The sequence below is a fragment of the Acidovorax sp. SRB_24 genome (assembly GCF_012931925.1).
The window spans coordinates 1-23,044 of sequence record NZ_MWOM01000031.1 but is presented as its reverse complement, the minus strand read 5'-3'; the positions used below and the strand labels follow the sequence as shown (position 1 = coordinate 23,044).

The following is a 23,044-nucleotide window of genomic DNA, read 5'->3' as shown; positions in this document are numbered from 1 at the left end:
GGGCTTGGCCGTGGCCTTTGCCGCGGGCTTGGAGGCAGGGGCGGCGGCAGGCGCCGGCGTCTGGGCCGTGGCAAGGCTGGACACCAGGGCCATCAGGGCAGATGCGAACAGGGTTTTCATAGGGGCTCCAGCAAAGCGGAAAAGGGTCAGAAAGGGGACGGAGAAAACCAGTGTTGTACCGCAGGTGGCAACGGCCGTCCCGTCTGGTAGGCGCGCTCGAGCACCTGCCAGAAGTAGCGGTAGCTGGCGCGGTCGTGCAAAGCGCCCTCAAAACTGATGGGAGCCCAATCGGCGGCTGCGCCAGCAGCTATGAGTTTGGAAGCGTTGTCGATTTCGTCCTGCGCCGGCGCCAGGGCTTTGAGGATGGGACGGATCTGCGCGGGGTGGATGCTCCACATGCGCGTGTAGCCCAATTCGCCCGCGGCGCGGCCGGCGGCGGCCTGCAGCGCGGCCAGGTCGCTGAACTCGGTGACCACGCAATGCGAGGGCACTTTGCCATGCGCATGGCAGGCGCTGGCGATCTCGAGCTTGGCGCGCACCACCAGCGGGTGCGCAAACTGCCCGGCCGAGGTCATAGCAGAGGCCGGAATGGCACCGCCATGGGCCGAGACAAAATCCATCAGCCCAAAGCTCAGGCTTTGCACACGCGGGTGCGCGGCGATCTCAAAGGCGCGGTGCACGGCCGCAGGCGACTCGATCAGCACATGCAATGGCAGGTGCCCGGCCGACGCGCGTTGCAACGCCTTTTCGCCCAACAGCACGTCGTCCACGGACTCGACCTTGGGCAGCATGATGTGGCACAGCCGGTGGCCGGCTTCGCCGGCGATGGTGTCGATGTCGTTGGCAAAGGCCGGGTGGTCCACAGGGTGCACGCGGGCCGCGACGCGCGCGCCGGGCGCCGCGCCCTGGGCCAGTGCCGCCACCAGCGCCGCGTGCGCGGCCTCGCCGCCCACGGGCGCGCCGTCCTCGCAGTCGAGCGTGACGTCAAAGACGCAGGCGCCAAACTCCGCAGCCATCTCGGCCTGCAATTGCAGGCTTTTGCGCATCCGCGCTTCAACGCCGCTGTAGTGGTCGCACACGGGCAGAAAGCCCGACTGCGCCTGCGCGCCCAGGAGGATGTCGCGGGGATGGGTCATGGATAAAAAGGCACTGGCGGAGCGGAAATGGGAAGGCGGGTACCGGAGCCCCCCGTGCGTTGGCGCACGCGGGGCCCCGGGCCCGGTTCAGAGCAGGTGCTTGACGCCGTCTTGCTCGCCCTGCAGCTCGGCCAGGGTGGTGTTGATGCGCTCTTGCGAGAAGGCGTCGATGTCCAGGCCCTCGACGACCTTGTACTCACCGTTTTCGCAGGTCACGGGAAAGCCGAACATGGTGTCCTTCGGAATGCCGTACTGGCCGTCCGACGGAATGCCCATGGTGACCCATTTGCCGTTGGTGCCCAGCGCCCAGTCGCGCATGTGGTCGATGGCGGCGTTGGCAGCCGAGGCGGCCGACGACAGGCCGCGCGCCTCGATGATGGCGGCTCCGCGCTTGCCGACCGTGGGCAGGAACACGTTGGCGTTCCATTCCTGGTCGTTGATCATCTGGGCGACGCTTTCGCCGTTGATTGTGGCGAAGCGGTAGTCGGCGTACATCGTGGGCGAGTGGTTGCCCCAGACGGTCAGCTTCTCGATGTCGGCCACGGCCTTGCCGGTCTTGGCTGCGATCTGGCTGGCGGCGCGGTTGTGGTCCAGGCGCAGCATGGCGGTGAAGTTCTTGCGCGGCAGGTCGGGGGCCGATTTCATGGCGATGTAGGCATTGGTGTTGGCGGGGTTGCCGACCACCAGCACCTTGACGTTGCGGCTGGCCACGGCGTTCAGGGCCTTGCCCTGCGCCGTGAAGATGGCGCCGTTGACGGCGAGCAACTCGGCACGCTCCATGCCCGGGCCGCGCGGGCGCGATCCGACCAGCAGCGCATAGTCGGCATCCTTGAACGCGGTCATGGGGTCGCTGTGGGCGGTCATCTCCACCAGCAGCGGGAAGGCGCAGTCGTCGAGTTCCATCATCACGCCCTTGAGCGCTTTTTGCGGGCCCTCGGCGGGCACTTCGAGCAGTTGCAGAATGACGGGCTGGTCCTTGCCCAGCATTTCGCCGGAGGCGATGCGAAACAGCAGGGCATAGCCGATTTGGCCAGCGGCGCCGGTAACGGCCACGCGGACGGGCTTCTTGGTCATGTGGAAACTCCAGAGGTGAAGGGAAACAGGTAGGGGAGCGGCGGAGACCACCTGCGCCTGTGACCAGCAACACGTGCCCCGCAAACTGCGGCCGGATTTTAGCGCCGATTTCCGCACCGCGTCAATTTGTCTTATGTCTTATATAAGATATGATGTGCGCCGTGCCGGATAGCCGAACCAGGCTCCGGCGCACCCACGCACCCACCGCGCCCATGTCATCCCTGCCCCTGCCTGCACCAGACGATTCCGCCCCGCCCCCCAGCCCGGCGGGACTGCCCGCGCCTGCGTTCAGCCCGCTGTACCAGCAGATCAAGGGATTGATCCTGCAGAGCCTGCAGGCCGGCGAATGGAAGCCCGGCGAAGCCATTCCCAGCGAGATGGATCTGGCGGCACGCTTTCGCGTGAGCCAGGGCACGGTGCGCAAAGCCATCGACGACCTGGCCGCCGAAAACCTGGTCGTGCGCCGCCAGGGCAAGGGCACCTTTGTCGCCACGCACGCCGAGCGCCAGGTGCAGTACCGCTTCCTGAAGCTGCTGCCTGATACCGGCGACGCCGGCGTGGAGGGCCCGGCAGAGCGCCACATTCTCGAGTGCCGGCGCGTTCGCGCTGGTGCCGAGATCGCGCGCACGCTGGGCCTTCGCCCCGGCGACTCGGTGGTGCAGGCGCGCCGCGTGCTGTCGTTCGTCGGCGTCCCCACCATCCTCGAAGACATTTGGCTGCCCGGCCAGGCCTTTAAGGGTCTGACGGCCGCGCAGATGGCCAGCTACCCAGGCCCGACCTACGCCATGCTGGAGCTCGATTTTGGCGTGCGCATGGTGCGCGCCGAAGAAAAGATCCGCGCCGTGCTGCCCGATGCCGCCCAGGCCGCGCTGCTGCAAGTCACCCCGTCAACGCCCCTGTTGAGCGTGGAAAGAGTTGCTTACACGTACAACGATGTTCCCATGGAGTTACGCCGCGGCCTCTACCGCACCGACACCCACCACTACCACAACGAATTGAGCTGACGGCACCGGCGCCCCACGCTGGCCGAAGCCCCAAAAAGTCGAGAATGGCGAGTCGACACGACTCCTCTTGCTGCATTGCAATAGAATTTTGCCTTTCCCCGGCGCACGAATTACCAAGCAGTTACATCCACGAAAGCACTTGACATGACCGAGCTAGCTAAAAAGCGGCCTGAATTCCGCAACATCAACGCCTTCAAAGACCTGACCACCTACCGCATGACACCGGCAGCCTGGGTGTCGATCCTGCACCGCGCCAGCGGCGCGGTCTTGTTCCTGCTGCTGCCTTTCATCCTTTGGATGTTCGACACCTCGGTGTCCTCCGAGATCTCGTACGGCCGCTTCACCGCCGCCTTCAGCGCAGGCCTGGGGTTCGTTCCGGGCTGGCTGCTCAAGCTCGTCGCGCTGGCCCTGGTCTGGGGCTATCTGCACCACCTCATTGCCGGCATGCGCCACCTGTGGATGGATGTCAGCCACGACGCCGTCAACAAGCAATTTGGCAAGACATCGGCCCTGTTCACGCTGGTGGTCAGCATTGCGCTGACGCTGGTGCTGGGCGCCAAGCTGTTCGGCCTGTACTGATCCACCCGGCGGCGCCCGACCGCACGGCAGGCGCTCCACGATTGACTGAGAGGAAATCCACTATGTCCGACAACTACGGATACAAACGCACCGTCGTAGGTGCCCACTATGGCCTGCGCGACTGGTTGAGCCAGCGCGTGACCGCCGCACTGATGGTGCTGTTCACGCTGGCGCTGCTGGCCCAGCTGATCTTCTCCAAGGGCCCGGTGGGCTACGACCTCTGGGCCGGCATCTTCGCCAGCCAATGGATGAAGTTCCTTACCTTCATCGTCCTCATCGCACTGGCCTGGCACGCCTGGGTGGGCATGCGCAACATCTGGATGGATTACATCAAGCCCGTCGGCCTGCGCCTGGCGCTGCAGGTCTTCACGCTTGCCTGGCTCGTCGGCTGCACCGCCTGGGGCTTCCAAGTCCTGTGGCGCATGTGATCCCCACGCCCCAATCCGCGATCAAAGGCTAAATCAATGAGCTACACCAACGCCAACATCACCAAGCGCAAGTTCGACGTCGTCATCATCGGCGCCGGCGGCTCCGGCATGCGCGCCGCCCTGGAACTGTCCCGCGCGGGCCTCAACGTGGCCTCGCTGTCCAAGGTTTTCCCCACCCGCTCGCACACCGTGGCAGCGCAAGGCGGCGTGAGCGCGTCCTTGGGCAACATGTCCGAGGACAACTGGCACTACCACTTCTACGACACCATCAAGGGCGGCGACTGGCTCAGCGACCAGGATGCCGTCGAGTTCATGTGCCGTGAAGCCCCCAAGGTCGTGTACGAACTCGAGCACTTCGGCATGCCGTTCGACCGCAACCCCGACGGCACCATCTACCAGCGCCCGTTTGGCGGCCACACCGCCAACTACGGTGAAAAAGCCGTGCAGCGCGCCTGCGCCGCGGCCGACCGCACCGGCCACGCCATGCTGCACACGCTGTACCAGCAAAACGTCAAGGCCAAGACCAATTTCTTCGTTGAATGGATGGCGCTCGATCTGATCCGCGACCAGGACGGCGACGTGGTTGGCGTGACCGCGCTGGAGATGGAAACCGGCGAGCTGTACATCCTCGAAGCCAAGACCGTGCTGCTGGCCACCGGCGGTGCAGGCCGCATCTTCGCGGCGTCCACCAACGCCTTCATCAACACCGGCGACGGCCTGGGCATGGCGGCGCGCGCCGGCATTCCGCTGCAGGACATGGAGTTCTGGCAGTTCCACCCGACCGGCGTGGCCGGCGCGGGCGTGCTGCTGACCGAAGGCTGCCGCGGCGAAGGCGCGATTCTTCTGAACAGCAATGGCGAGCGCTTCATGGAGCGCTACGCCCCCACGCTGAAGGACCTGGCGCCGCGCGACTTCGTCTCGCGTTCGATGGACCAGGAGATCAAGGAAGGCCGCGGCTGCGGCCCGAACAAGGACTACGTGCTGCTCAAGCTCGACCACCTGGGCGCCGAGACCATCCACAAGCGCCTGCCCTCGGTGTACGAGATCGGCGTCAATTTCGCCAACGTCGACATCACGCGCGAGCCCATTCCCGTCGTGCCCACCATCCACTACCAGATGGGTGGCGTGCCCACGAACATCCACGGCCAGGTCGTTGCGCACGACGGCTCGGGCAACGTCATCGTCAACGGCCTCTACGCCGTGGGCGAATGCTCGGCCGTGAGCGTGCATGGCGCCAACCGCCTGGGCACGAACTCGCTGCTCGACCTGCTGGTGTTCGGCAAGGCGGCAGGCCGCCACATCGTCGAGTTCAACCAGCAGCAGAAAGAGCACAAACCCCTGCCCAAGGACGCGGCCGACCGGACGCTCGAGCGCCTCAACCAGCTCGAAAGCTCCACCGGCGGCATCTACTCGCAGGTGCTGGCAGGCGATATCCGCTCGACCATGCAGCAGCACGCAGGCGTGTTCCGCACCCAGGCCAGCATGGACGAAGGCGTCGAGAAGATCGCCGCACTGCGCGAGCGCGTGGGCGGTGTCACGCTGCAGGACAAGTCCAAGGTGTTCAACACCGCGCGCATCGAGGCGCTGGAAGTGGACAACCTGATCGAAGTGGCGCAGGCCACCATGGTGTCGGCAGCGGCCCGCAAGGAATGCCGCGGTGCGCACACCGTGTACGACTACGAGCACCCGGCCGACCACCCCACGGCGCCGCTGGGCCGCGACGATGTCAACTGGCTCAAGCACACGCTGTGGCACAGCGCCAGCAACACCCTGACCTACAAACCGGTGAACCTCCAGCCCCTGACGGTGGCCAGCGTGCCCCCGAAGGTCCGCACGTTCTAACCAGGTCGCCCCACGAGAGAAGAACCATGCAAAAACGCACATTCCAAATCTACCGCTACGACCCGGACAAGGACACCAAGCCCTACATGCAGACCATCGAGATCGAACTCGATGGCCACGAGCGCATGCTGCTCGATGCCCTGATCAAGCTCAAGGAGCAAGACCCGGCGCTGTCGTTCCGCCGCTCCTGCCGCGAAGGCGTTTGCGGCTCGGACGCCATGAACATCAATGGCAAGAACGGCCTGGCCTGCCTGACCAACATGAACACGCTCCAGGGCACCATCGTGTTGAAACCCCTGCCCGGCCTGCCCGTGATCCGCGACCTGATCGTGGACATGACGCAGTTCTTCAAGCAGTACAACTCGATCAAGCCCTACCTGATCAATGATGAACTACCGCCCGAAAAAGAGCGCCTGCAGTCGCCCGAGGAGCGCGAAGAGCTGGACGGCCTGTACGAGTGCATCCTGTGCGCGAGCTGCTCCACGAGCTGCCCGAGCTTCTGGTGGAACCCCGACAAGTTCGTCGGACCGGCGGGCCTGCTGCAGGCCTACCGCTTCATCGCGGACAGCCGTGACGAAGCCACGGCCGAGCGACTGGACAACCTCGAGGACCCTTACCGCCTGTTCCGTTGCCACACCATCATGAACTGCGTCGATGTGTGCCCCAAGGGCCTCAACCCCACGCGGGCGATCGGCAAGATCAAGGAACTGATGGTGCGCCGCGCCATCTGAGCCCGGGCCATGGATGACACCTCCATCCCCAGCGCAGCGGCGGCTTCGCCGCTGCTGGATCAGCGCGAACTGAGCAAGCTGCACTGGCGCTGCCGGCGCGGCCTGCTGGAGAACGACCTGTTCATTGAACAGTTTTTCACCCGCTTCGAACCCCAGTTGACGCAGCGCCATGCCCACGGCCTTCTGGCCTTGATGGACCTGGCCGACAACGACCTGCTGGACCTGTTGCTGTGCCGGCGCGAGCCCGAAGGCGCGCTGGACGCGCCGGAGGTGCACGAAGTGCTCGGCATGCTGCGCCAAGGTGGCCGCACCAGCGCACAGCCGCACTGACACAGGCAGTCCTACACCAACCATTGGCAACCCAAGGAAAGTAACAATGAAGCTAGCTGACAACAAAGCCACCCTGTCGTTCAGTAACGGCAGCCCCAGCGTGGACCTGCCGGTCTACCAAGGCAACATTGGCCCGGACGTCATTGATATCCGCAAGCTGTATGGACAGACGGGCATGTTCACCTACGACCCGGGCTTCCTGTCGACAGCCTCGTGCCAGTCGGCCATCACCTACATCGATGGCGACAAGGGCGAGCTGCTGTACCGCGGCTACCCCATCGAGCAGCTGGCCACGCACTGCGACTACCTCGACACCTGCTACCTGCTGCTCAAGGGGGAGCTGCCCGACGCAGCCGCTCGCACCGACTTCCACAAGCTGGTGCTGGACCACACCATGGTCAACGAGCAACTGCAGTTCTTCCTGCGCGGTTTCCGCCGCGATGCCCACCCTATGGCCGTGCTCACGGGTCTGGTCGGCGCGCTGTCGGCCTTCTACCACGACAGCACCGACATCAATAACCCCGAGCACCGCGAGATCTCGGCGATCCGCCTGATCGCCAAGATGCCGACGCTGGTGGCCATGGCCTACAAGTACGGCAAGGGCCAGCCGTACATGTACCCGCGCAACGAGCTCTCGTACGCCGGCAACTTCCTGCGCATGATGTTCGGCACGCCGTGCGAAGACTACGTCGTCAACCCGGTGCTCGAGCGCGCCCTCGACCGCATCTTCATCCTGCACGCCGACCACGAGCAAAACGCGTCCACCTCCACGGTGCGCCTGTGCGGCTCCTCGGGCACCAACCCGTTTGCCGCCATCGCAGCCGGCGTGGCCTGCCTCTGGGGCCCCGCCCACGGCGGCGCCAACGAAGCCTGCCTGAACATGCTCGAAGACATCCAGCGCCAGGGTGGCGTGGCCAAGGTGGGCGAGTTCATGGAGAAGGTCAAGGACAAGAACTCGGGCGTCAAGCTCATGGGCTTTGGCCACCGCGTCTACAAGAACTACGATCCGCGCGCCAAGCTCATGCAGGAAACCTGCAACGAAGTGCTGGCCGAGCTGGGCCTGGAGAACGACCCGCTGTTCAAACTGGCCAAGCAGGTCGAGAAGATCGCCCTCGAAGACGACTACTTCGTCTCGCGCAAGCTCTACCCGAACGTCGACTTCTACTCGGGCATCGTGCAGCGCGCCATGGGCATTCCGGTGAACCTGTTCACCGGCATCTTCGCGCTGGCCCGCACCGTGGGCTGGATCGCCCAGCTCAACGAAATGATCAGCGACCCCGAGTACAAGATCGGGCGCCCACGCCAGCTCTACACCGGTCCGGTCCGCCGCGACGTAAAGGGCATCTGACCGACCCGCTCCGCCTGGCAACCCACAAAGCCCGCAGCCGCCTGCGGGCTTTTTTCATGGGCGATCCTTGCGCGCCTGCCCGCCAAAGCGCTCACGGTACGCCTGCGGCGTGATGCCCAGGCGGCGCACGAACAGGTGGCGCAGCGCCTGCTCGGACCCCAGGCCCACGCGCGCGGCCACGGTCTTGAGCGGCAGGCCGCCCTGCGTTTCGAGCAGCTGCTTGGCGCCTTCGAGCCGCGCCGCCTCGACGAACGCCGACGGGCTTTGCCCGGTCTCCTGCTGGAAGACACGGCGAAAGTGCCGCTCGCTCATTGCCGCCTGCGCCGCCATCTGCGCCAGGCTCAACGGTTCGGCCAGGTGGGCGAGCACCCATTGCTGCACTGCCTGCACGCCGCGGTGGCCGGTGGTCTGCGTGGCCAGCGGCACGCTGAACTGCGACTGCCCGCCCGGGCGCTTGAGGTACATGACCAGGTCGCGCGCCACCTCCAGCGCGAGCGCGTGGCCGAAGTCTTCTTCCACCACGGCCAGCGCCAGGTCGATGCCCGCCGTCACGCCGGCCGACGTCCACAGATGGCCATCGCGCACATAGATCGCGTCGGCGTCCACCGCGATGCGCGGATAGCGCTGCTGCAGCGCGGCGGCCACGCTCCAGTGCGTGGCCGCGCGCCGGCCGTCCAATAGGCCCGCGGCGGCCAGGAAGAAGCTGCCCGAGCACAGCGCGATCATGCGCGGCACGTGCGGCGCCACGCGCGCGGCCCAGTCCACCAGTTCAGGCGAAGCGGCCAGCACCTGTTCGATGTTGCGCGAGCCCACCAGCACCACCGTGCAGCCGGCGCTGCCCTCCTCTTCGAGCTCGGCCAGCGTGTGCGTGGCGTCCAGCGCCATCAGGGTGTCGGACGGCACGGCGCCGCGCCGGGCCGCCACCACGCGCACCGCATAACCGTCGGGCCGGCCGTGCTGACGCAGGTGGACATTCGCGTAGTCGAACACCGACATCGGTCCCACGGCTTCGAGCGCCTTGAATCCAGGGTAAACGACGAGATCGACGCGGTGGGCGTGGGCGTGGTGGTGGTCCATGAAGGGGCTTGCAGGCAAAAGACAGAAGAAACAACGCAGGTTCTGGAGGCGCACTGCGCTAGCAGGGCGTACCCGCAACCGAGCGGCCAAACTGGCCGAGCCCCTGGCGCCATGGCCGGGCGTGCGTTTTTCGATGACATTCGGACAAAGCGGCCGCGCCATCGGCCATCGCGGCCGCGGTGGCCCAGGGCATGCCCTACAGTAGTGCATCGCCCAGGGGTTCAGCGCCAAGGCCATTGTCCTTCAGCCGCCGCGCGCCCTCTGCCCTTTCTGTCCTTCCCTTTTCCAGAGATCCGCCCATGAAATCCCGTGCCGCCGTCGCCTTCAAAGCCGGAGAACCCCTGCAGATCGTCGAGATCGACGTGGCCCCGCCGCAAGCCGGCGAGGTGCTGGTCAAGATCACGCACACCGGCGTGTGCCACACCGACGCCTTCACGCTCAGCGGTGACGATCCCGAAGGCGTGTTCCCGGCCGTGCTCGGCCACGAAGGCGCTGGCATCGTCGTCGAAGTCGGCGAAGGCGTCACCAGCGTCCGGCCCGGCGACCATGTCATTCCGCTCTACACCGCTGAATGCGGCGAATGCCTGTTCTGCAAGAGCGGCAAGACCAACCTGTGCGTGGCCGTGCGCGCGACGCAGGGCAAGGGCCTGATGCCTGACGGCACCACGCGCTTCTCGTACAACGGCGAACCCATCTACCACTACATGGGCTGCTCGACTTTCAGCGAATACACCGTGGTGGCGGCCGTGTCGCTGGCCAAAATCAATCCCGACGCCAACCCCGAGCAGGTCTGCCTGCTGGGCTGCGGCGTGACCACGGGCCTGGGCGCGGTGAAGAACACCGCCAAGGTGCAGGAAGGCGACACCGTGGCCGTGTTCGGCCTGGGCGGCATCGGCCTGGCCGTGATCCAGGGCGCCAAGATGGCCAAAGCCGGCCGCATCATCGCCATCGACACCAACCCCGCCAAGTTCGACCTGGCCCAGACCTTCGGCGCCACCGACTGCATCAACCCCAAGGACTTCGACAAGCCGATCCAGCAGGTCATCGTCGAGATGACGGGCTGGGGCGTGGACCACAGCTTCGAGTGCATCGGCAACGTCAACGTGATGCGCGCCGCGCTCGAGTGCGCGCACCGCGGCTGGGGCCAGTCGGTGGTCATCGGCGTGGCCGGCGCGGGCCAGGAAATCTCCACGCGCCCGTTCCAGCTGGTCACGGGCCGCAAATGGCTGGGCTCGGCCTTCGGCGGCGTCAAGGGCCGCAGCGAGCTGCCGGGCATGGTGGAGCAGGCCATGTCCGGCGAGATCCAGCTGGCGCCGTTCGTCACCCACACCATGCCACTGACCGACATCAACGAAGCCTTTGACCTGATGCACGCAGGCAAGTCGATCCGCTCGGTGGTCGTCTATTAAAAAGATGAGCGCACAGCGCAATCCCCATCAGGGTTTGCGCATCAAAACAGCTGATAACGCCCTGGATACCAGCGTTAGCAGCTCTTTTTTTAGGAGTTAACCATGTCCCCCGTTTCCCTGGAACTGACCAACGCCCACGCCTGCTTTGGCGGCGCGCAGCGCTTCTACCAGCATGCTTCACGCGAGATTGGCCTGCCGATGAAGTTCTCGGTCTACCTGCCGCCCCAGGCGCTGCAGGGCGCCACGGTGCCGGCGCTGGTCTACCTGGCCGGGCTGACCTGCAACGAAGAAACGTTCATGACCAAGGCCGGCGCCCAGCGCCTGGCGGCCGGGCTAGGCCTGGCGCTGGTTGCGCCCGACACCAGCCCGCGCGGCGCGGGCGTGCCGGGCGAAGCCGACAGCTGGGACTTCGGCGTCGGCGCAGGCTTCTACCTCGATGCCACGCAAGCCCCCTGGCAGCCGCACTGGCGCATGGAGAGCTACCTCACGCGCGAGCTGCTGCCGCTGCTGGGCCAGCAGTTGCCAATCGACCTGGAGCGCGTGGGCATTTTCGGCCACTCCATGGGCGGCCACGGCGCGCTCACGCTGGCGCTGCGCCATCCGGGCCTGTTCAAGAGCCTGTCGGCATTCGCCCCGATTGCCGCGCCCACACAGTGCCCCTGGGGCCGCAAGGCCTTCGCCGGCTACCTGGGCAGCGACGAGGCCCAGTGGCGCAACCACGACGCCAGCGCGCTCATGGCCGCGCAGCCCACTGCGCCCTACCCCGGCGGCATCCTGATCGACCAGGGCCTGGCCGACAAATTCCTGACCGACAAGCAGCTGTTGCCCGAAGCCTTCGAGGCCGCCTGCGCGCGCGTCCGGCAGCCGCTGACGCTGCGCCGCCAGGCCGGCTACGACCACGGCTACTACTTCATCCAGAGCTTCATCGACGACCACCTGCGCCACCACGCTGCGGCGCTGGGCTGACCGGCGGCTGCGGGGCTTAATCCCCGCCTAAGCAACGCGCCCTAGAATCGCGCTCCATGCCCGAATTCCTGCAGCGCTGGCAACAGCCACCCGCCAGCCTTCGCCGCCGCTCGGCGGCCGCTTCCGCTGTGCCAGCACGGCGCCCGCTCCACCCGGCCGCGCTGGTGCTGCTGGTCAGCCTCTGGCTTGCCACGGCCTGCAACCTGCCGCTGTGGCGCGCGGTCGCAGCGCTGCCCGGACACAGCGGCCTGCGCGGTCTGGGCTTTGCCCTGGCTTTCGCAGCCATCGTGCTGGCCGGCAATCTCGCCCTGCTCAGCCTGCTGGCCTGGGGCCGCGTGCTCAAACCGGTGCTGGCAGCGATGCTGCTGGTGGCTGCCCTGGGCGCCTATTTCATGCTGAGCTACGGCATCGTGATCGACCCTGGCATGCTGGTCAACGTGGTGCAAACCGACCCGCGCGAAGCGGGCGACCTGCTCAACTGGCGCCTGGCCGCCACCGTGCTGGTGCTGGTCGGGCCGCCGCTGTGGTGGCTGCTGCGCCAGCCCGTGCGCCCGCTCGGGGCCTGGCGCCACCTGCTGCACAACGGCCTGCTGCTGCTCGCCGCGGCGCTGCTGGCCCTGGGCAGCCTGCTGCTGGTGTTCCAGGACTTTGCCTCGACCATGCGCAACCACACCCAGCTGCGCTACCTGATCAACCCGCTCAACAGCGTGTACGCGCTCGGCTACGCCGCCGCCACGCCGCTGCGCATGGACACCCGCACGCTGCTGCCGCTGGGCCGCGACGCCAAGCTCGGCGCCAGTTACGCCACGCAGTCCGCTCCCCCGCTGCTGGTGCTGGTGCTCGGCGAGACGGCGCGCAGCGCCAACTTCGGGCTCAACGGCTACGAACGGGCCACCACGCCGCGGCTGTCGGCGCGCACCGACCTGGCCAGCGCGCGCAATGCCTGGTCGTGCGGCACCAGCACGGCCGCATCGGTGCCCTGCATGTTCTCGCACCTGGGCCGCAGCGGCTTCACGGGCCGCTCGGCCAACTCCGAGAACCTGCTCGACGTGCTCCAGCACGCGGGCCTGGCCGTGCTCTGGGTGGACAACCAGTCGGGCTGCAAGGGCGTGTGCGACCGCGTGGCGCAGGCCAGCACCACCGGCCTGCAAGACCCGGGCCTGTGCCCCGGCGGCGAGTGCCAGGACCCCGTCCTGCTCAAGGACCTGGACGCGCGCATCGCAGCCCTTCCCGCCGAACAGCGCGCACGCGGCACCGTGGTGGTGCTGCACCAGATGGGCAGCCACGGACCGGCCTACGCCAAGCGCTCGAACGCGGCGCAGAAAAAATTCCTGCCCGAATGCCAGTCCAACGCCCTGCAGGAGTGCAGCCGCGAGCAGGTGGTCAACGCCTACGACAACAGCATCGTCGCCACCGACCAGTTCCTCGACGCCGCGGTGCAGTGGCTGCAGGCGCATGCGGCCCGGTCGCCAGCCGCCCTGGTCTATGTCTCGGACCATGGGGAGTCGCTCGGCGAGAACAACCTCTACCTGCACGGGCTGCCCTACGCGGTGGCCCCGGATGTGCAGAAGCATGTGCCCTGGATCACCTGGCTCTCGCCCGGCATGCAGGAGCGCAGCGGCATCGCCACCGCGTGCCTGCAGCGCACGCTGGCCGAGCGCCGCATCTCGCACGACAACTACTTCCATTCCGTGCTCGGTCTCATGGACGTGCACAGCAGCGTCTACGAACCCGCGCAAGACATCTACGCCGACTGCCGCGGCGCGGCACATCCGCAGTAAAAACCGCGCCCCCGGCCCGGCGCAGGCGCGCCGGGATTGTCCGCGTGGGGTGCTACAGCATTGCCGATCAGCTACAGTCGGGTGTTAAAGACTTGCCTGAGGTAGTTATCGTGCGCAAACCACCGATCATTCTGTCGTCGCTGGACATGGACCGGATTGAAGCCCTGCTGGCGGCCATCCCGGCCAGTGCCCTGGCCGGCAAGGCCGAACTGCAGGCCGAACTCGATCGCGCCGATGTGCTGCCCCCCGAACAGGTGCCGCCGACCGTGGTCACCATGAATTCCACCGTCAAGTTCTCCATCGTCGAAACCGGCAAGGAGTTCTGCCTGACGCTGGTGTACCCCCGCGACATGGACGGCAGCGCCGACCGCATCTCGATCTTCGCCCCCGTGGGCGGCGCGCTGCTCGGCCTGTCCGTGGGCGACGAGCTGGCCTGGCCCGGCCCCGGCGGCAAGGACATGACGGTGCGCGTGACCGAAGTCATCTACCAGCCCGAACGCGCGGGCGAGCTGCACCGCTGAACGCAAGCACCCGAGGCGCCACCGTGCCCCGCCCTGCCCCGCACCGCACAGCTGCGCCGGCCGGGCATGACCTTTTGCCTGTTCAGGCGCCTGACCCCACCGATTCCCCGCCCGCGCCCGAGGCGCCCCGGCGCAGCGCCTTCCAGCGGCGCATGGACCGTGCACCCGACTGGTTTGGCGCGTTCCTGGCGGGCAACAGCCGGGAAAAAACCCGCCTGAGCCGCGACATGGCGACCCTCAAGGGCTCGGTCGTGTGGCTGGTGCGCCAGCGGCGCAAAGGCCACTGGAGCGCGCACGAACGCGCCCACCTGCGCGAGGCCATGCGCACTGCCTCGTCCGTGAGCCCCTACCTGCTGATCTGGGTGGTTCCGGGCTCGATGGTGCTGCTGCCGTTTCTGGCGTGGTTCATGGACCGCCGGCGCCGGGAGCGCACACCGCCCGACGCGCCCTGAAAACGGCCTGCGGACCCGCGGTGGCCGCACACGTCACGGAAAATTGTCGGCCAGCGCCACCAGCACGCCCGTGCCGACGAGGCCAGCCTGCCAGCGCAGCGCCAGCGTCCACGACGGCACACGGCGCTCCACCTGCTCGTACAGCTGCCGCCCTGCGACCAGCGACAGCCCGAACGCCAGCAGCATGCCGGCGGCATTCCAGGTCGGGGACTGCGGCCACAGCTGGCCCACCACCGCATTGACCACCAGGCACACCGGAAAGTGCACCAGGAACACCGAGTACGACATCTGCCCGAGCCGCTGCAGCGCCGCCATGCCGGGCCAGGCCGGCACCGCCGGGGAGCGCATCACCCCGACCAGCCCCAGCGCCACGGCCCAGGCCACGGCAATGCGCAGCCGAAAGTCGAGTGCCAGCGCCAGCGCACCCAGCACCGCCATGACCGCCAGCCACCGGGTGGCGCGGGGCGCGCGCACGGCCCAGAACGCCAGCACGCCCAGGCCATAGGAGCCGAAAAAATACACGCCCCACATGTCCAGGCCGCTGTCGCGGTTGAAGCCCCACAGCGAAGCCGCCGTGGCCAGCACCACCAGGGCCTGCGCCCACCGCACCCTGCGCCGGGGCGCCAGCCCGGGCACGCTGCGCACGGCTGCGAACAGCAGGCAGGTCAGCGCGAAGAGCTGGAAGTCGATCGCCACATACCAGGCGCCGGCCGACAAGGCCTCCTCGCCCACGATGTCCTGCAGCAGCAAGGCATTGGCCAGCAGCTGCGGCAGGCTCGGCTCGCCCGGCACGCTGGCGTCGTCGAGCCAGGGGCGCACCAGCGCGGCGGCCAGCACGGCCAGCACCAGGGCCGCGGCGTAGGGCACGACCAAGCGCACAAAGCGCCGCGTGACCAGCACAGAGGCGCTGTCGAACCGCGCCACGCCCAGGGGCGCCAGGCTCGCAGCGGCCAAATAGCCGCCCAGCACCAGGAACACCTGCACGGCCATGCGACCATAGTCGTAAAGCCAGGCCACCGCCCCCGGCCACAGCGGCTGGGCGATGTCGGACATGGGTCCGTAAAACGCGAGGTGGTGCCAGACGATGGCGGCACAGGCCAACCCCTTGAACGCATCGATCAAAGGGTTGCGGGAGGCTGAAGGGTGCATGGGCAGTGGCAGGGGCAGCGCAGCGGCACAAGACCGTAAGCCTCAAAAGACCGCGCGGCCGAAGCCGCACAAGCTCCATTAAGTGGCAGACCCGCGTTTCGGTTGACAAGCTTGCACGTTATTGACAAAAAAACACGTACTTTGGTGCAGCACCTGCTGTGCAACGCGCGCGTATAGCAAATTTTGAAAAACCATTTTTTTGACTCAAACACCTTAAATTTTTATACTTTCTGTGTGTTTTACAACCTTCAATACAGGTAATCGGCGTTTCCCTTGCGGAAATCGCCCTTCGGGCCCCGCGCCCACCTCCGGCCGATGCTTCGGCCCTGATGCCCCGGCAGCGTGCAGGCTTTGCCCGCTGTCCGCGTGATTCAAGAGTCCTCTGCCCAGACCTCTTTTGAAGCGCACGACGGGCACCGCATGGCTTCGCCGCCCTGCAGGTGCCTGCTGGTCACACACCCGTGTCCAATTTTTTTCGTTCCGCGTGCATCCGCACCACCGGGCGTGGCCGCCGCATCGGCTTTTCCGCTGCAGCGCCGCACCCCCAACCGAGGAGACCTGCCCCCGTGGCCAAACAAATCACCATCGAACATGTGTTCAAGGTTTTCGGCGATGCGCCCGAGGACGCCCTGCAGCTGGTGCGCCAAGGCGTCAGCAAGCAGGACATCCTCGCGCGCACCGGCCAGTCGATCGGCGTCTTCAACGCGAGCTTCACCATCGCCGCCGGCGAGATCTTTGTCGTCATGGGCCTGTCGGGCTCGGGCAAGTCCACGCTGGTGCGCATGCTCAACCGCCTGATCGAGCCGACGGCCGGGCGCATCCTGGTCGACGGCACGGACATCAACCAGCTGTCCGACGCGCAGATGCGCGCGCTGCGGCGCAAGGACATCAGCATGGTGTTCCAGTCGTTTGCGCTGATGCCGCACCTGACTGTGCTCGACAACACCGCGCTGGGCCTGGAGCTGGCCGGCGTCGGCCGCGCCGAGCGCCACCACCAGGCCGCGCAGGCGCTGGCCCAGGTCGGGCTGGAGGGCTGGGGCGCCAGCTACCCCGACGAGCTCTCGGGCGGCATGCAGCAGCGCGTGGGCCTGGCGCGGGCGCTGGCATCCGACCCGTCGATCCTGCTGATGGACGAAGCGTTCTCGGCGCTCGACCCCATCATCCGCACCGAAATGCAGAGCGAGCTGATGCGCCTGCAAGAGGTCAAGCGCCGCACCATCGTCTTCATCTCGCACGACCTCGACGAGGCCATGCGCATCGGCGACCACATCGCCATCATGAAAGACGGCCATGTGGTGCAGGTCGGCACGCCCGACGAGATCTTGCGCAACCCCGCCAACGACTACGTGCGCAGCTTCGTGCGCGGCGTCGATGCCGCCGCGGTGTTCAAGGCAGCCGACATCGCGCGCAAGGCGTTCACCGTGGTTTCCGAGCGCAGTGACCGCGGCTGCCGCGCCGCGCTGCAGCTGCTCGAAGAGCACGACCGCGACTATGCCTACGTGGTCAGCCCGCGCCAGCAGTACCTGGGCATGGTCTCGGCCGACTCGCTGCGCGCCGCGCTGCACGGCCATGTCGGCCCGCTGGGCCTGCAGCACGCCTACCTGCCCGGCGTGCAGACCATCGCGGCCGACGCGCTGGTCGCCGGGCTGTTTGGCCAGGTCGCGCATGCGCCGCACGCGGTGCCGGTCGTCGACGACAGCGGGCGCTTTTGCGGCGCCATCAGCAAGACCACGCTGCTGCGCTTTCTCGACCGCGACACGCCGCCGATCGAGGCCAGCGCCGCCCTCCCTCCCCTGCCTGCCGCCGTGCCCGAGACCGCCGGCGCCGCGGCCCACTGACCCGAGAGTTTGAGCATGAACGAATCCCTTGCCACGGTCGACCAGACGGCCCCCGCCGGCACCGCCACCGCCTTGCCGCCGCCGACCGACACCAACCCCTGGGCCAGCCAGACTGAGATGGCGGCCGAGCCATCGCCGTGGGACGCGAGCGCCCCCACGCCGATGGCAGACACGCCCAACGACCCCTGGGCGGCGCTGTCGCCCACCGAGGGCGACGCCGACGCCGGCAGCGACTGGCTGGACGCGCCCGCCGCGGGCCTGGACGCCATGGGCGCGGCCGATGCGGCCAGTGACGGCTTTGCGCTGCACCAGTTGTGGGACGGCTCGCTGCCCATCGAGTCCTGGATCAACCAGGGCCTTGACTGGGTGGTGCAGCATTTCCGCCCCTTCTTCCAGACCGTGCGCGGCCCGATCGACAGCACTTTGACCGGTGTCGAGGGGCTGCTGCAGAGCGTGCCCTCGCTCGCGATGGTTGCGCTGCTGGGCCTGCTGGCCTGGCAGTTCGCCGGCCGGGCGCTGGCCGTCGGCACCGTGGTGTCGCTGCTGCTCGTGGCCATGCTGGGCATCTGGTCCGAGGCCATGGTCACGCTGTCGCTGGTGCTCACTTCGCTGGTGTTCTGCCTTGCGATCGGCCTGCCGCTGGGCATTTTCCTGGCCAGCAGCGACCGCGCCCAGCGCTGGATGCGCCCGCTGCTCGATGCCATGCAGACCACGCCGGCCTTCGTCTACCTGGTGCCCGTGGTGATGCTGTTTGGCATTGGCAACGTGCCCGGCGTGATCGTGACCATCGTCTTCGCGCTGCCGCCGCTGGTGCGCCTGACCAACCTGGGCATCCGCCAGGTACGCCCCGACCTGATCGAGGCCGCGCGCGCCTATGGCGCCTCGCCCTGGCAGATGCTGGTGAAGGTGCAGCTGCCGCTGGCCATGCCGTCCATCATGGCCGGCGTGAACCAGGCGCTGATGCTGTCGCTGTCGATGGTCGTGATCGCCTCGATGATCGCCGTCGGTGGCCTGGGCCAGATGGTGCTGCGCGGCATCGGCCGCCTCGACATGGGGCTGGCCACCGTCGGCGGCCTGGGCATCGTGCTGCTGGCCATCACGCTCGACCGCATCACGCAATCGCTGGGCCAGCCGCGCCGCGGCGTGCGCCACTGGTGGCACACCGGCCCCGCTGGCCTGGTGTTGCGCAGCCTGCGCCAGCGCGTGCCGCGCGCGGCAGACGCCCCTGCCGCAGCCTCCGCGGGCCAGCCCGACGCCGCGGCGCAGCTGGCCTCCCAGCCGCAGTGACGCGCTGCAGCGTCCGCCCGTTTTTCCGCAATCGAAAGGAGACACTCCCGATGAACATTTCCCGCGCGCTCGCACGCACCATCCTGTCCACCGGCCTGCTCGCCTGGGGGCTGGCCGCCCCGGCCGCCGCCGCCGACCTGCCCGGCAAGGGCATCACCGTGCAGCCGATCAAGAGTTCAGTGGCCGAAGAACTGTTCCAGTCGCTGCTGGTGTCCCGCGCGCTTGAAAAGCTCGGCTATACCGTCAAGCCCGCGCAGGAGATCGAGTACGCGACCGGCCACCTGTCGCTGGCCAACGGCGACGCGACCTTCCTGGCCAACCACTGGGACCCGCTGCATGTCGCGTTCTTCGAGAACGCCGGCGGCGACGCCAAGATCTGGCGCAACAGCACCTATGTCAACAACTCGCTGCAGGGCTACCTGATCGACAAGAAGACGGCCGACCAGTACAAGATCACGAACCTCTCGCAGCTCTCGGACCCGAAGATCGCCGCACTGTTCGACACCAACGGCGACGGCAAGGCCGACCTGACCGGCTGCAACCCCGGCTGGGGCTGCGAACTGGCGATCGAGCACCACCTCGACGCCTACCAGCTGCGCGGCAGCATCACGCACAACCAAGGCAGCTACGCGGCGCTGATGGCCGACACGATGGCGCGCTACAAGCAGGGCAAGCCGATCCTCTATTACACCTGGACGCCCTACTGGATCAGCAACGTGCTGCGCCCCGGCAAGGAGGCGGTGTTTCTGCAGGTGCCGTTCTCGGCCCAGGTGGGCAACCCCTCCAAGACCAGCACCAAGATGGCCGACGGCCGCGACTACGGCTTCATCGTCAACGTGCAGCGCATCGTGGCCAGCAAAGCGTTCACCGACAAGAACCCCGCCGCCGCCAAGCTGTTCGAGCTGATGAAGCTGCCCGTGGCCGACATCAACGCGCAGAACCAGCGCATGAACAGCGGCGAGAACAAGCAAAAGGACGTGGAGCGCCACGTGGACGGCTGGATCAAGGCCCACCAGAAGACGTTCGACGGCTGGGTCGCGCAGGCCCTGGCCGCCGCCAAGTAACAGCCCCATCGGCCCCAGGCGCTCACCGATAGGGCGCCATCAGCTATTTGAAAGATAGCTGATGGCGCCTTTTCGATGCGCCCCGGCGGCCCGTTTCCCTCTCTTCGCACGCAAAGGAACCCCGCATGATGAACACCCGCCATTTCGCCTCCACCCTGCTCGCCGCCGGCCTGCTGGCCTTGGGCCTGGCAGCGCACGCCGCCGCCGATCTGCCCGGCAAGGGCGTGAAGGTGCAGCCGCTGCAAAGCGCGCTGACCGAGGAAACCTTCCAGACGCTGCTGGTCAGCCGCGCGCTCGAGAAGCTCGGCTACGACGTGCAGCCGATCAAGGAAGTCGCCTACCCGACGGCCCACCTGGCCGTGGCCAACGGCGACGCCACCTTCATCGCCAACCACTGGAACCCGCACCACTCCGAGTTCTACAAGACCGCCGGCGGCGACGCCAAGCTCTCGCGCCGCGGCGTTTACTCGGCCGGCGCCGCCCAGGGCTACCTGATCGACAAGAAAACCGCCGACCAGTACAAGATCACCCACCTGAGCCAGCTCACCGACCCGAAGCTGGCCCAACTCTTTGACAGCACCGGCGACGGCAAGGCCGACCTGATCGGCGCGAGCGCCGGCTGGGGCGGCGAAGCCGTGATCGAGCACCACCTCACCACCTTCAAGCTGCGCGACACCGTGACCTACACGCAGGGCAACTACCCGGCGCTGATTTCCAATACCGTGGCGCGCTTCAAGGCCGGCAAACCGGTGCTCTACTACGCGTGGACGCCCTACTGGCTGAGCAACGTGCTGCGCCCGGGCAAGGAAGTCGTCTGGCTCGAAGTGCCTTTCTCGGCCATGCCAGGGCTGCAGGCGGGCACGGACACGCGTCTGCCCAATGGCAAGAACTACGGTTTTCCGCTGAACAACGAGTACATCGTGGCCAACAAGGCCTTCGTCGAAAAGAACCCGGCCGCCGCCAAGCTGTTCGAAGTCATGGAACTGCCGATTGGCGACATCAGCCGCCAAAACCGGCGCCTGCGGGACGGCGAGAACCGCCAGCAGGACATCGAGCGCCACACCGACAGCTGGATCAAGGCGCACCAGAAAACCTTTGACGGCTGGATCGCGCAGGCCATGGCGGCCGCGAAATAAGAGCCAAATTGGCCTCTATCGCTTATCCAGAAAGCGCTGACAGCTAGCATTCCAGTAGCACTAAGAAAAGCCACTGAACACGTTCCCGTGTGCCAGTGGCTTTTTTATGCAGCACAACTGCGGCGCCTGAGTACACCGCTGCATCGCGCTCAAACAGGCGACAAAGAATCATTTAAGTGGAAAGACTGCTTGCGGCCACAAGCTGCCGTGGGTGAGAGGCAGCTTTCGGAAACGGAAGCCGCAGACGTCCCAGAAAGCGAGACTCAGCGCGCATCGCGCCGATAGTCTGGTGCTCGGCAGTGCTCTCACGGTACTCTTCGGAATATCCATTGAGGAGCGAACCATGCACTTGCCGAAGTTCGGACCCATCCCTTGGTTGCTCCTCGGTGCTACGCCCGTGGCAGCGCAGATCAATGCCGGAACTCTGCCCCCCACCCCATCGCCTCCGTTCAAGCTCACGAAGGTCGCGCAGTTCGATCTGCCATGGCGCATTGCCTTCCTGCCGGACGGACGCATGCTGATCACCGAGAAAATCGGCAAGCTCTTCCTCGCGACCCCATCTGGGCAAAAGCTGGAAGTCACTGGCGTGCCGCCGGTGCTGTACGAAAATCAGAACGGCCTGCTCGGCGTCTACTTGGCCCCGTCCTATTCGAACGATGGGGCGATCTACCTGACCTATTCGGAACCCGGGCAGATCCCGGGCACCTCGAGCCTGGCGCTCGCCCGCGCGACGCTCAAGATCGGCACCGGCACCGCCGCGCTGGAGGGCCTGCAGGTCATCTGGCGCGACCCGATCAAGGGCAAGGGGGGCCAGGTCGGCGCTGCCGTGGCCTTTTCGCCGGACCAGAGGTTTCTCTTCCTCACGGCCGGCGATCGGCAGCGCTTCACCCCCGCCCAAGACCCGAACCAACCGGCCGGCAAGATCCTGCGACTGACCCTGGACGGCAAGCCCGCTCCCGGCAACCCCATGGAGGGCAGGATCGGTGCACGGTCGATTGCGGTGATTGATCCGCCCAGAGATACGGAGGCGGCCAAGCGCGCGCCGGTTGTGCGCACCTATCTCTTTGACGGCCCCAATCTGACGCCGTCCGAGACATGGACCACGGGGCATCGCACACCCTACGGCCTCGCGTTCGCACCGGATGGCCGCCTTTGGGAACTCGAGCATGGGCCGCGCGGCGGCGACGAGCTCAACCTGATCGAGCCGGGCAAGAACTATGGTTGGCCGCTTGTCTCCTATGCGGTGAACTACGACGGCGTGCCCATCGCGAGCCCCGACACGCGCCCCGACCTCGTCAAGCCCGTGATCTACTGGACGCCGGTTTTCGCGCCGGGCAACCTGATGTTCTACAGCGGCGCGATGTTTCCGACGTGGAAGGGCTCAGCATTCGCGAGCGGCCTCGTCAGCCGCGCCCTGCACCGGATCGAAGTGCACGGTGCGATCGCGACACCGGCCGAGCACTGGACGGTCGGCTTTCGCGTGCGCGACGTCGCGCAGGCGCCGGATGGTGCGTTGTGGTTGATCGAGGACGACCGCGAGGGCGGCCTGTATCGGCTCACGCCGAAGTAACCACGTCGAGGTCATTTCGATGCGTGGAGCACCGCCTGCGCTCGGGGTCTGGCGTTGGCACCGCTACCGCCAGCGAAATTGGTACGGCATTTGAGCACCTCGGCGCCAGCGCCAAGGATGTGTTTGGCGGGCGCTTACTGTCCGCCAGTTGCGTTTTTCTTCTTCTTCCCTTGGTCGTAATGCCACTTGATGGCGAAGAACATGCACGTGCCGAACACGAGCACCTTGAACGTAAAGAAGACTATAGGGACCCAATCCATCTTTGAATATTTCCTGGCTATTGCTTGACACTACCTATCGTGATCGTAGCAATCCAGGGGGT

21 protein-coding genes are annotated in these 23,044 nt (G+C 66.7%); 17 read left to right on the top strand and 4 right to left on the bottom strand.

Annotated elements, in window-relative coordinates:
* Positions 1–146: 146 nt before the first annotated feature.
* Together B2J89_RS12250 and B2J89_RS12245 are read right to left on the bottom strand one after the other, a co-directional pair.
* The gene (locus B2J89_RS12250; protein WP_169169367.1) at positions 147–1,136 is read right to left on the bottom strand and encodes a CoA ester lyase; all 990 of its coding nucleotides are present in this window, start codon (positions 1,134–1,136) and stop codon (positions 147–149) included.
* 87 nt (positions 1,137–1,223) lie between these two features.
* Entirely contained in the window at positions 1,224–2,210 is a 987-nt protein-coding gene (locus B2J89_RS12245; protein WP_169169366.1) for a malate dehydrogenase, read from the bottom strand.
* Between the two features lie 212 nt (positions 2,211–2,422).
* Here B2J89_RS12245 and B2J89_RS12240 point away from each other — a divergent pair, with 212 nt between their 5' ends.
* The 7 genes from B2J89_RS12240 (at position 2,423) to B2J89_RS12210 (ending at position 8,472) form a co-directional block, all read left to right on the top strand.
* Positions 2,423–3,214: a GntR family transcriptional regulator gene (locus B2J89_RS12240; RefSeq protein ID WP_169169365.1), complete on the top strand. Its 792-nt coding sequence runs from the start codon at positions 2,423–2,425 to the stop codon at positions 3,212–3,214.
* A gap of 144 nt (positions 3,215–3,358) precedes the next feature.
* Positions 3,359–3,793: a succinate dehydrogenase, cytochrome b556 subunit gene (gene sdhC, locus B2J89_RS12235; RefSeq protein WP_169169364.1), complete on the top strand. Its 435-nt coding sequence runs from the start codon at positions 3,359–3,361 to the stop codon at positions 3,791–3,793.
* A gap of 62 nt (positions 3,794–3,855) precedes the next feature.
* On the top strand, positions 3,856–4,221 hold the full coding sequence (sdhD, locus tag B2J89_RS12230; RefSeq protein ID WP_169169363.1) for a succinate dehydrogenase, hydrophobic membrane anchor protein: 366 nt from the start codon (positions 3,856–3,858) through the stop codon (positions 4,219–4,221).
* A 36-nt stretch (positions 4,222–4,257) separates the two neighbouring features.
* On the top strand, positions 4,258–6,063 hold the full coding sequence (gene sdhA, locus B2J89_RS12225; RefSeq protein WP_169169362.1) for a succinate dehydrogenase flavoprotein subunit: 1,806 nt from the start codon (positions 4,258–4,260) through the stop codon (positions 6,061–6,063).
* Between the two features lie 26 nt (positions 6,064–6,089).
* Positions 6,090–6,794: a succinate dehydrogenase iron-sulfur subunit gene (locus B2J89_RS12220; RefSeq protein ID WP_169169361.1), complete on the top strand. Its 705-nt coding sequence runs from the start codon at positions 6,090–6,092 to the stop codon at positions 6,792–6,794.
* A 9-nt stretch (positions 6,795–6,803) separates the two neighbouring features.
* Positions 6,804–7,124, top strand: a complete 321-nt coding sequence (locus tag B2J89_RS12215; protein WP_169169360.1) for a succinate dehydrogenase assembly factor 2 — start codon at positions 6,804–6,806, stop codon at positions 7,122–7,124.
* Positions 7,125–7,170: 46 nt separating this feature from the next.
* Positions 7,171–8,472, top strand: coding sequence for a citrate synthase (locus tag B2J89_RS12210; RefSeq protein WP_169169359.1), 1,302 nt, complete (start codon positions 7,171–7,173; stop codon positions 8,470–8,472).
* A 54-nt stretch (positions 8,473–8,526) separates the two neighbouring features.
* Here the strand turns inward: B2J89_RS12210 and B2J89_RS12205 are convergent, their stop codons facing one another.
* A complete protein-coding gene (locus B2J89_RS12205; protein WP_169169358.1) occupies positions 8,527–9,549 on the bottom strand; it encodes a GlxA family transcriptional regulator in 1,023 nt (340 codons plus the stop codon).
* Between the two features lie 299 nt (positions 9,550–9,848).
* Between B2J89_RS12205 and B2J89_RS12200 the strand changes: the two genes are divergently transcribed.
* The 5 genes from B2J89_RS12200 to B2J89_RS12180 all read left to right on the top strand — a co-directional run bounded on the left by B2J89_RS12200 (position 9,849) and on the right by B2J89_RS12180 (position 14,678).
* Positions 9,849–10,958 carry an S-(hydroxymethyl)glutathione dehydrogenase/class III alcohol dehydrogenase gene (locus B2J89_RS12200; protein WP_169169357.1) on the top strand — a complete coding sequence of 370 codons (1,110 nt, stop codon included), beginning with the start codon at positions 9,849–9,851 and terminating at the stop codon, positions 10,956–10,958.
* Between the two features lie 102 nt (positions 10,959–11,060).
* Positions 11,061–11,924 carry an S-formylglutathione hydrolase gene (gene fghA / locus B2J89_RS12195; RefSeq protein ID WP_169169356.1) on the top strand — a complete coding sequence of 288 codons (864 nt, stop codon included), beginning with the start codon at positions 11,061–11,063 and terminating at the stop codon, positions 11,922–11,924.
* A gap of 56 nt (positions 11,925–11,980) precedes the next feature.
* Positions 11,981–13,705: a phosphoethanolamine transferase gene (locus tag B2J89_RS12190; RefSeq protein ID WP_169169355.1), complete on the top strand. Its 1,725-nt coding sequence runs from the start codon at positions 11,981–11,983 to the stop codon at positions 13,703–13,705.
* A gap of 107 nt (positions 13,706–13,812) precedes the next feature.
* Positions 13,813–14,226 (top strand): nucleoside diphosphate kinase regulator, encoded by a 414-nt coding sequence (rnk, locus tag B2J89_RS12185; RefSeq protein ID WP_169169388.1) that lies wholly within the window; start codon positions 13,813–13,815, stop codon positions 14,224–14,226.
* Positions 14,227–14,378: 152 nt separating this feature from the next.
* Positions 14,379–14,678, top strand: coding sequence for a hypothetical protein (locus B2J89_RS12180; RefSeq protein WP_240965001.1), 300 nt, complete (start codon positions 14,379–14,381; stop codon positions 14,676–14,678).
* A 33-nt stretch (positions 14,679–14,711) separates the two neighbouring features.
* On the opposite strand, the gene B2J89_RS12175 is transcribed toward B2J89_RS12180, so the two are convergent.
* On the bottom strand, positions 14,712–15,827 hold the full coding sequence (locus B2J89_RS12175; protein WP_205763805.1) for an acyltransferase: 1,116 nt from the start codon (positions 15,825–15,827) through the stop codon (positions 14,712–14,714).
* A 566-nt stretch (positions 15,828–16,393) separates the two neighbouring features.
* Here B2J89_RS12175 and proV point away from each other — a divergent pair.
* From proV to B2J89_RS12150, 5 genes are all read left to right on the top strand, one after another.
* Entirely contained in the window at positions 16,394–17,665 is a 1,272-nt protein-coding gene (proV, locus tag B2J89_RS12170) for a glycine betaine/L-proline ABC transporter ATP-binding protein ProV (protein ID WP_169169354.1), read from the top strand.
* Between the two features lie 15 nt (positions 17,666–17,680).
* Positions 17,681–18,952, top strand: coding sequence for a glycine betaine/L-proline ABC transporter permease ProW (gene proW, locus B2J89_RS12165; protein WP_256368854.1), 1,272 nt, complete (start codon positions 17,681–17,683; stop codon positions 18,950–18,952).
* A gap of 50 nt (positions 18,953–19,002) precedes the next feature.
* The gene (gene proX, locus B2J89_RS12160; RefSeq protein WP_169169353.1) at positions 19,003–20,016 is read left to right on the top strand and encodes a glycine betaine/L-proline ABC transporter substrate-binding protein ProX; all 1,014 of its coding nucleotides are present in this window, start codon (positions 19,003–19,005) and stop codon (positions 20,014–20,016) included.
* A 125-nt stretch (positions 20,017–20,141) separates the two neighbouring features.
* Positions 20,142–21,152 (top strand): glycine betaine/L-proline ABC transporter substrate-binding protein ProX, encoded by a 1,011-nt coding sequence (proX, locus tag B2J89_RS12155; RefSeq protein WP_169169352.1) that lies wholly within the window; start codon positions 20,142–20,144, stop codon positions 21,150–21,152.
* 343 nt (positions 21,153–21,495) lie between these two features.
* Complete coding sequence (locus B2J89_RS12150; protein ID WP_169169351.1) at positions 21,496–22,722, top strand: PQQ-dependent sugar dehydrogenase; 1,227 nt, start codon at positions 21,496–21,498, stop codon at positions 22,720–22,722.
* Positions 22,723–23,044 lie beyond the last annotated feature (322 nt).

What these genes read in the sequence shown, in the direction of transcription:
- B2J89_RS12180 (WP_240965001.1), top strand. Translation starts at nt 14,379, where the DNA reads ATGGACCGTGCACCCGACTGGTTTGGCGCGTTCCTGGCGGGCAACAGC.
- B2J89_RS12200 (WP_169169357.1), top strand. Translation starts at nt 9,849, where the DNA reads ATGAAATCCCGTGCCGCCGTCGCCTTCAAAGCCGGAGAACCCCTGCAG.
- B2J89_RS12205 (WP_169169358.1), bottom strand. Translation starts at nt 9,549, where the DNA reads ATGGACCACCACCACGCCCACGCCCACCGCGTCGATCTCGTCGTTTAC.
- fghA (WP_169169356.1), top strand. Translation starts at nt 11,061, where the DNA reads ATGTCCCCCGTTTCCCTGGAACTGACCAACGCCCACGCCTGCTTTGGC.
- B2J89_RS12250 (WP_169169367.1), bottom strand. Translation starts at nt 1,136, where the DNA reads ATGACCCATCCCCGCGACATCCTCCTGGGCGCGCAGGCGCAGTCGGGC.
- sdhD (WP_169169363.1), top strand. Translation starts at nt 3,856, where the DNA reads ATGTCCGACAACTACGGATACAAACGCACCGTCGTAGGTGCCCACTAT.
- sdhC (WP_169169364.1), top strand. Translation starts at nt 3,359, where the DNA reads ATGACCGAGCTAGCTAAAAAGCGGCCTGAATTCCGCAACATCAACGCC.
- B2J89_RS12175 (WP_205763805.1), bottom strand. Translation starts at nt 15,827, where the DNA reads ATGCACCCTTCAGCCTCCCGCAACCCTTTGATCGATGCGTTCAAGGGG.
- B2J89_RS12245 (WP_169169366.1), bottom strand. Translation starts at nt 2,210, where the DNA reads ATGACCAAGAAGCCCGTCCGCGTGGCCGTTACCGGCGCCGCTGGCCAA.
- proW (WP_256368854.1), top strand. Translation starts at nt 17,681, where the DNA reads ATGAACGAATCCCTTGCCACGGTCGACCAGACGGCCCCCGCCGGCACC.
- B2J89_RS12215 (WP_169169360.1), top strand. Translation starts at nt 6,804, where the DNA reads ATGGATGACACCTCCATCCCCAGCGCAGCGGCGGCTTCGCCGCTGCTG.
- proX (WP_169169352.1), top strand. Translation starts at nt 20,142, where the DNA reads ATGATGAACACCCGCCATTTCGCCTCCACCCTGCTCGCCGCCGGCCTG.
- B2J89_RS12210 (WP_169169359.1), top strand. Translation starts at nt 7,171, where the DNA reads ATGAAGCTAGCTGACAACAAAGCCACCCTGTCGTTCAGTAACGGCAGC.
- B2J89_RS12240 (WP_169169365.1), top strand. Translation starts at nt 2,423, where the DNA reads ATGTCATCCCTGCCCCTGCCTGCACCAGACGATTCCGCCCCGCCCCCC.
- B2J89_RS12150 (WP_169169351.1), top strand. Translation starts at nt 21,496, where the DNA reads ATGCACTTGCCGAAGTTCGGACCCATCCCTTGGTTGCTCCTCGGTGCT.
- proX (WP_169169353.1), top strand. Translation starts at nt 19,003, where the DNA reads ATGAACATTTCCCGCGCGCTCGCACGCACCATCCTGTCCACCGGCCTG.
- sdhA (WP_169169362.1), top strand. Translation starts at nt 4,258, where the DNA reads ATGAGCTACACCAACGCCAACATCACCAAGCGCAAGTTCGACGTCGTC.
- B2J89_RS12190 (WP_169169355.1), top strand. Translation starts at nt 11,981, where the DNA reads ATGCCCGAATTCCTGCAGCGCTGGCAACAGCCACCCGCCAGCCTTCGC.
- B2J89_RS12220 (WP_169169361.1), top strand. Translation starts at nt 6,090, where the DNA reads ATGCAAAAACGCACATTCCAAATCTACCGCTACGACCCGGACAAGGAC.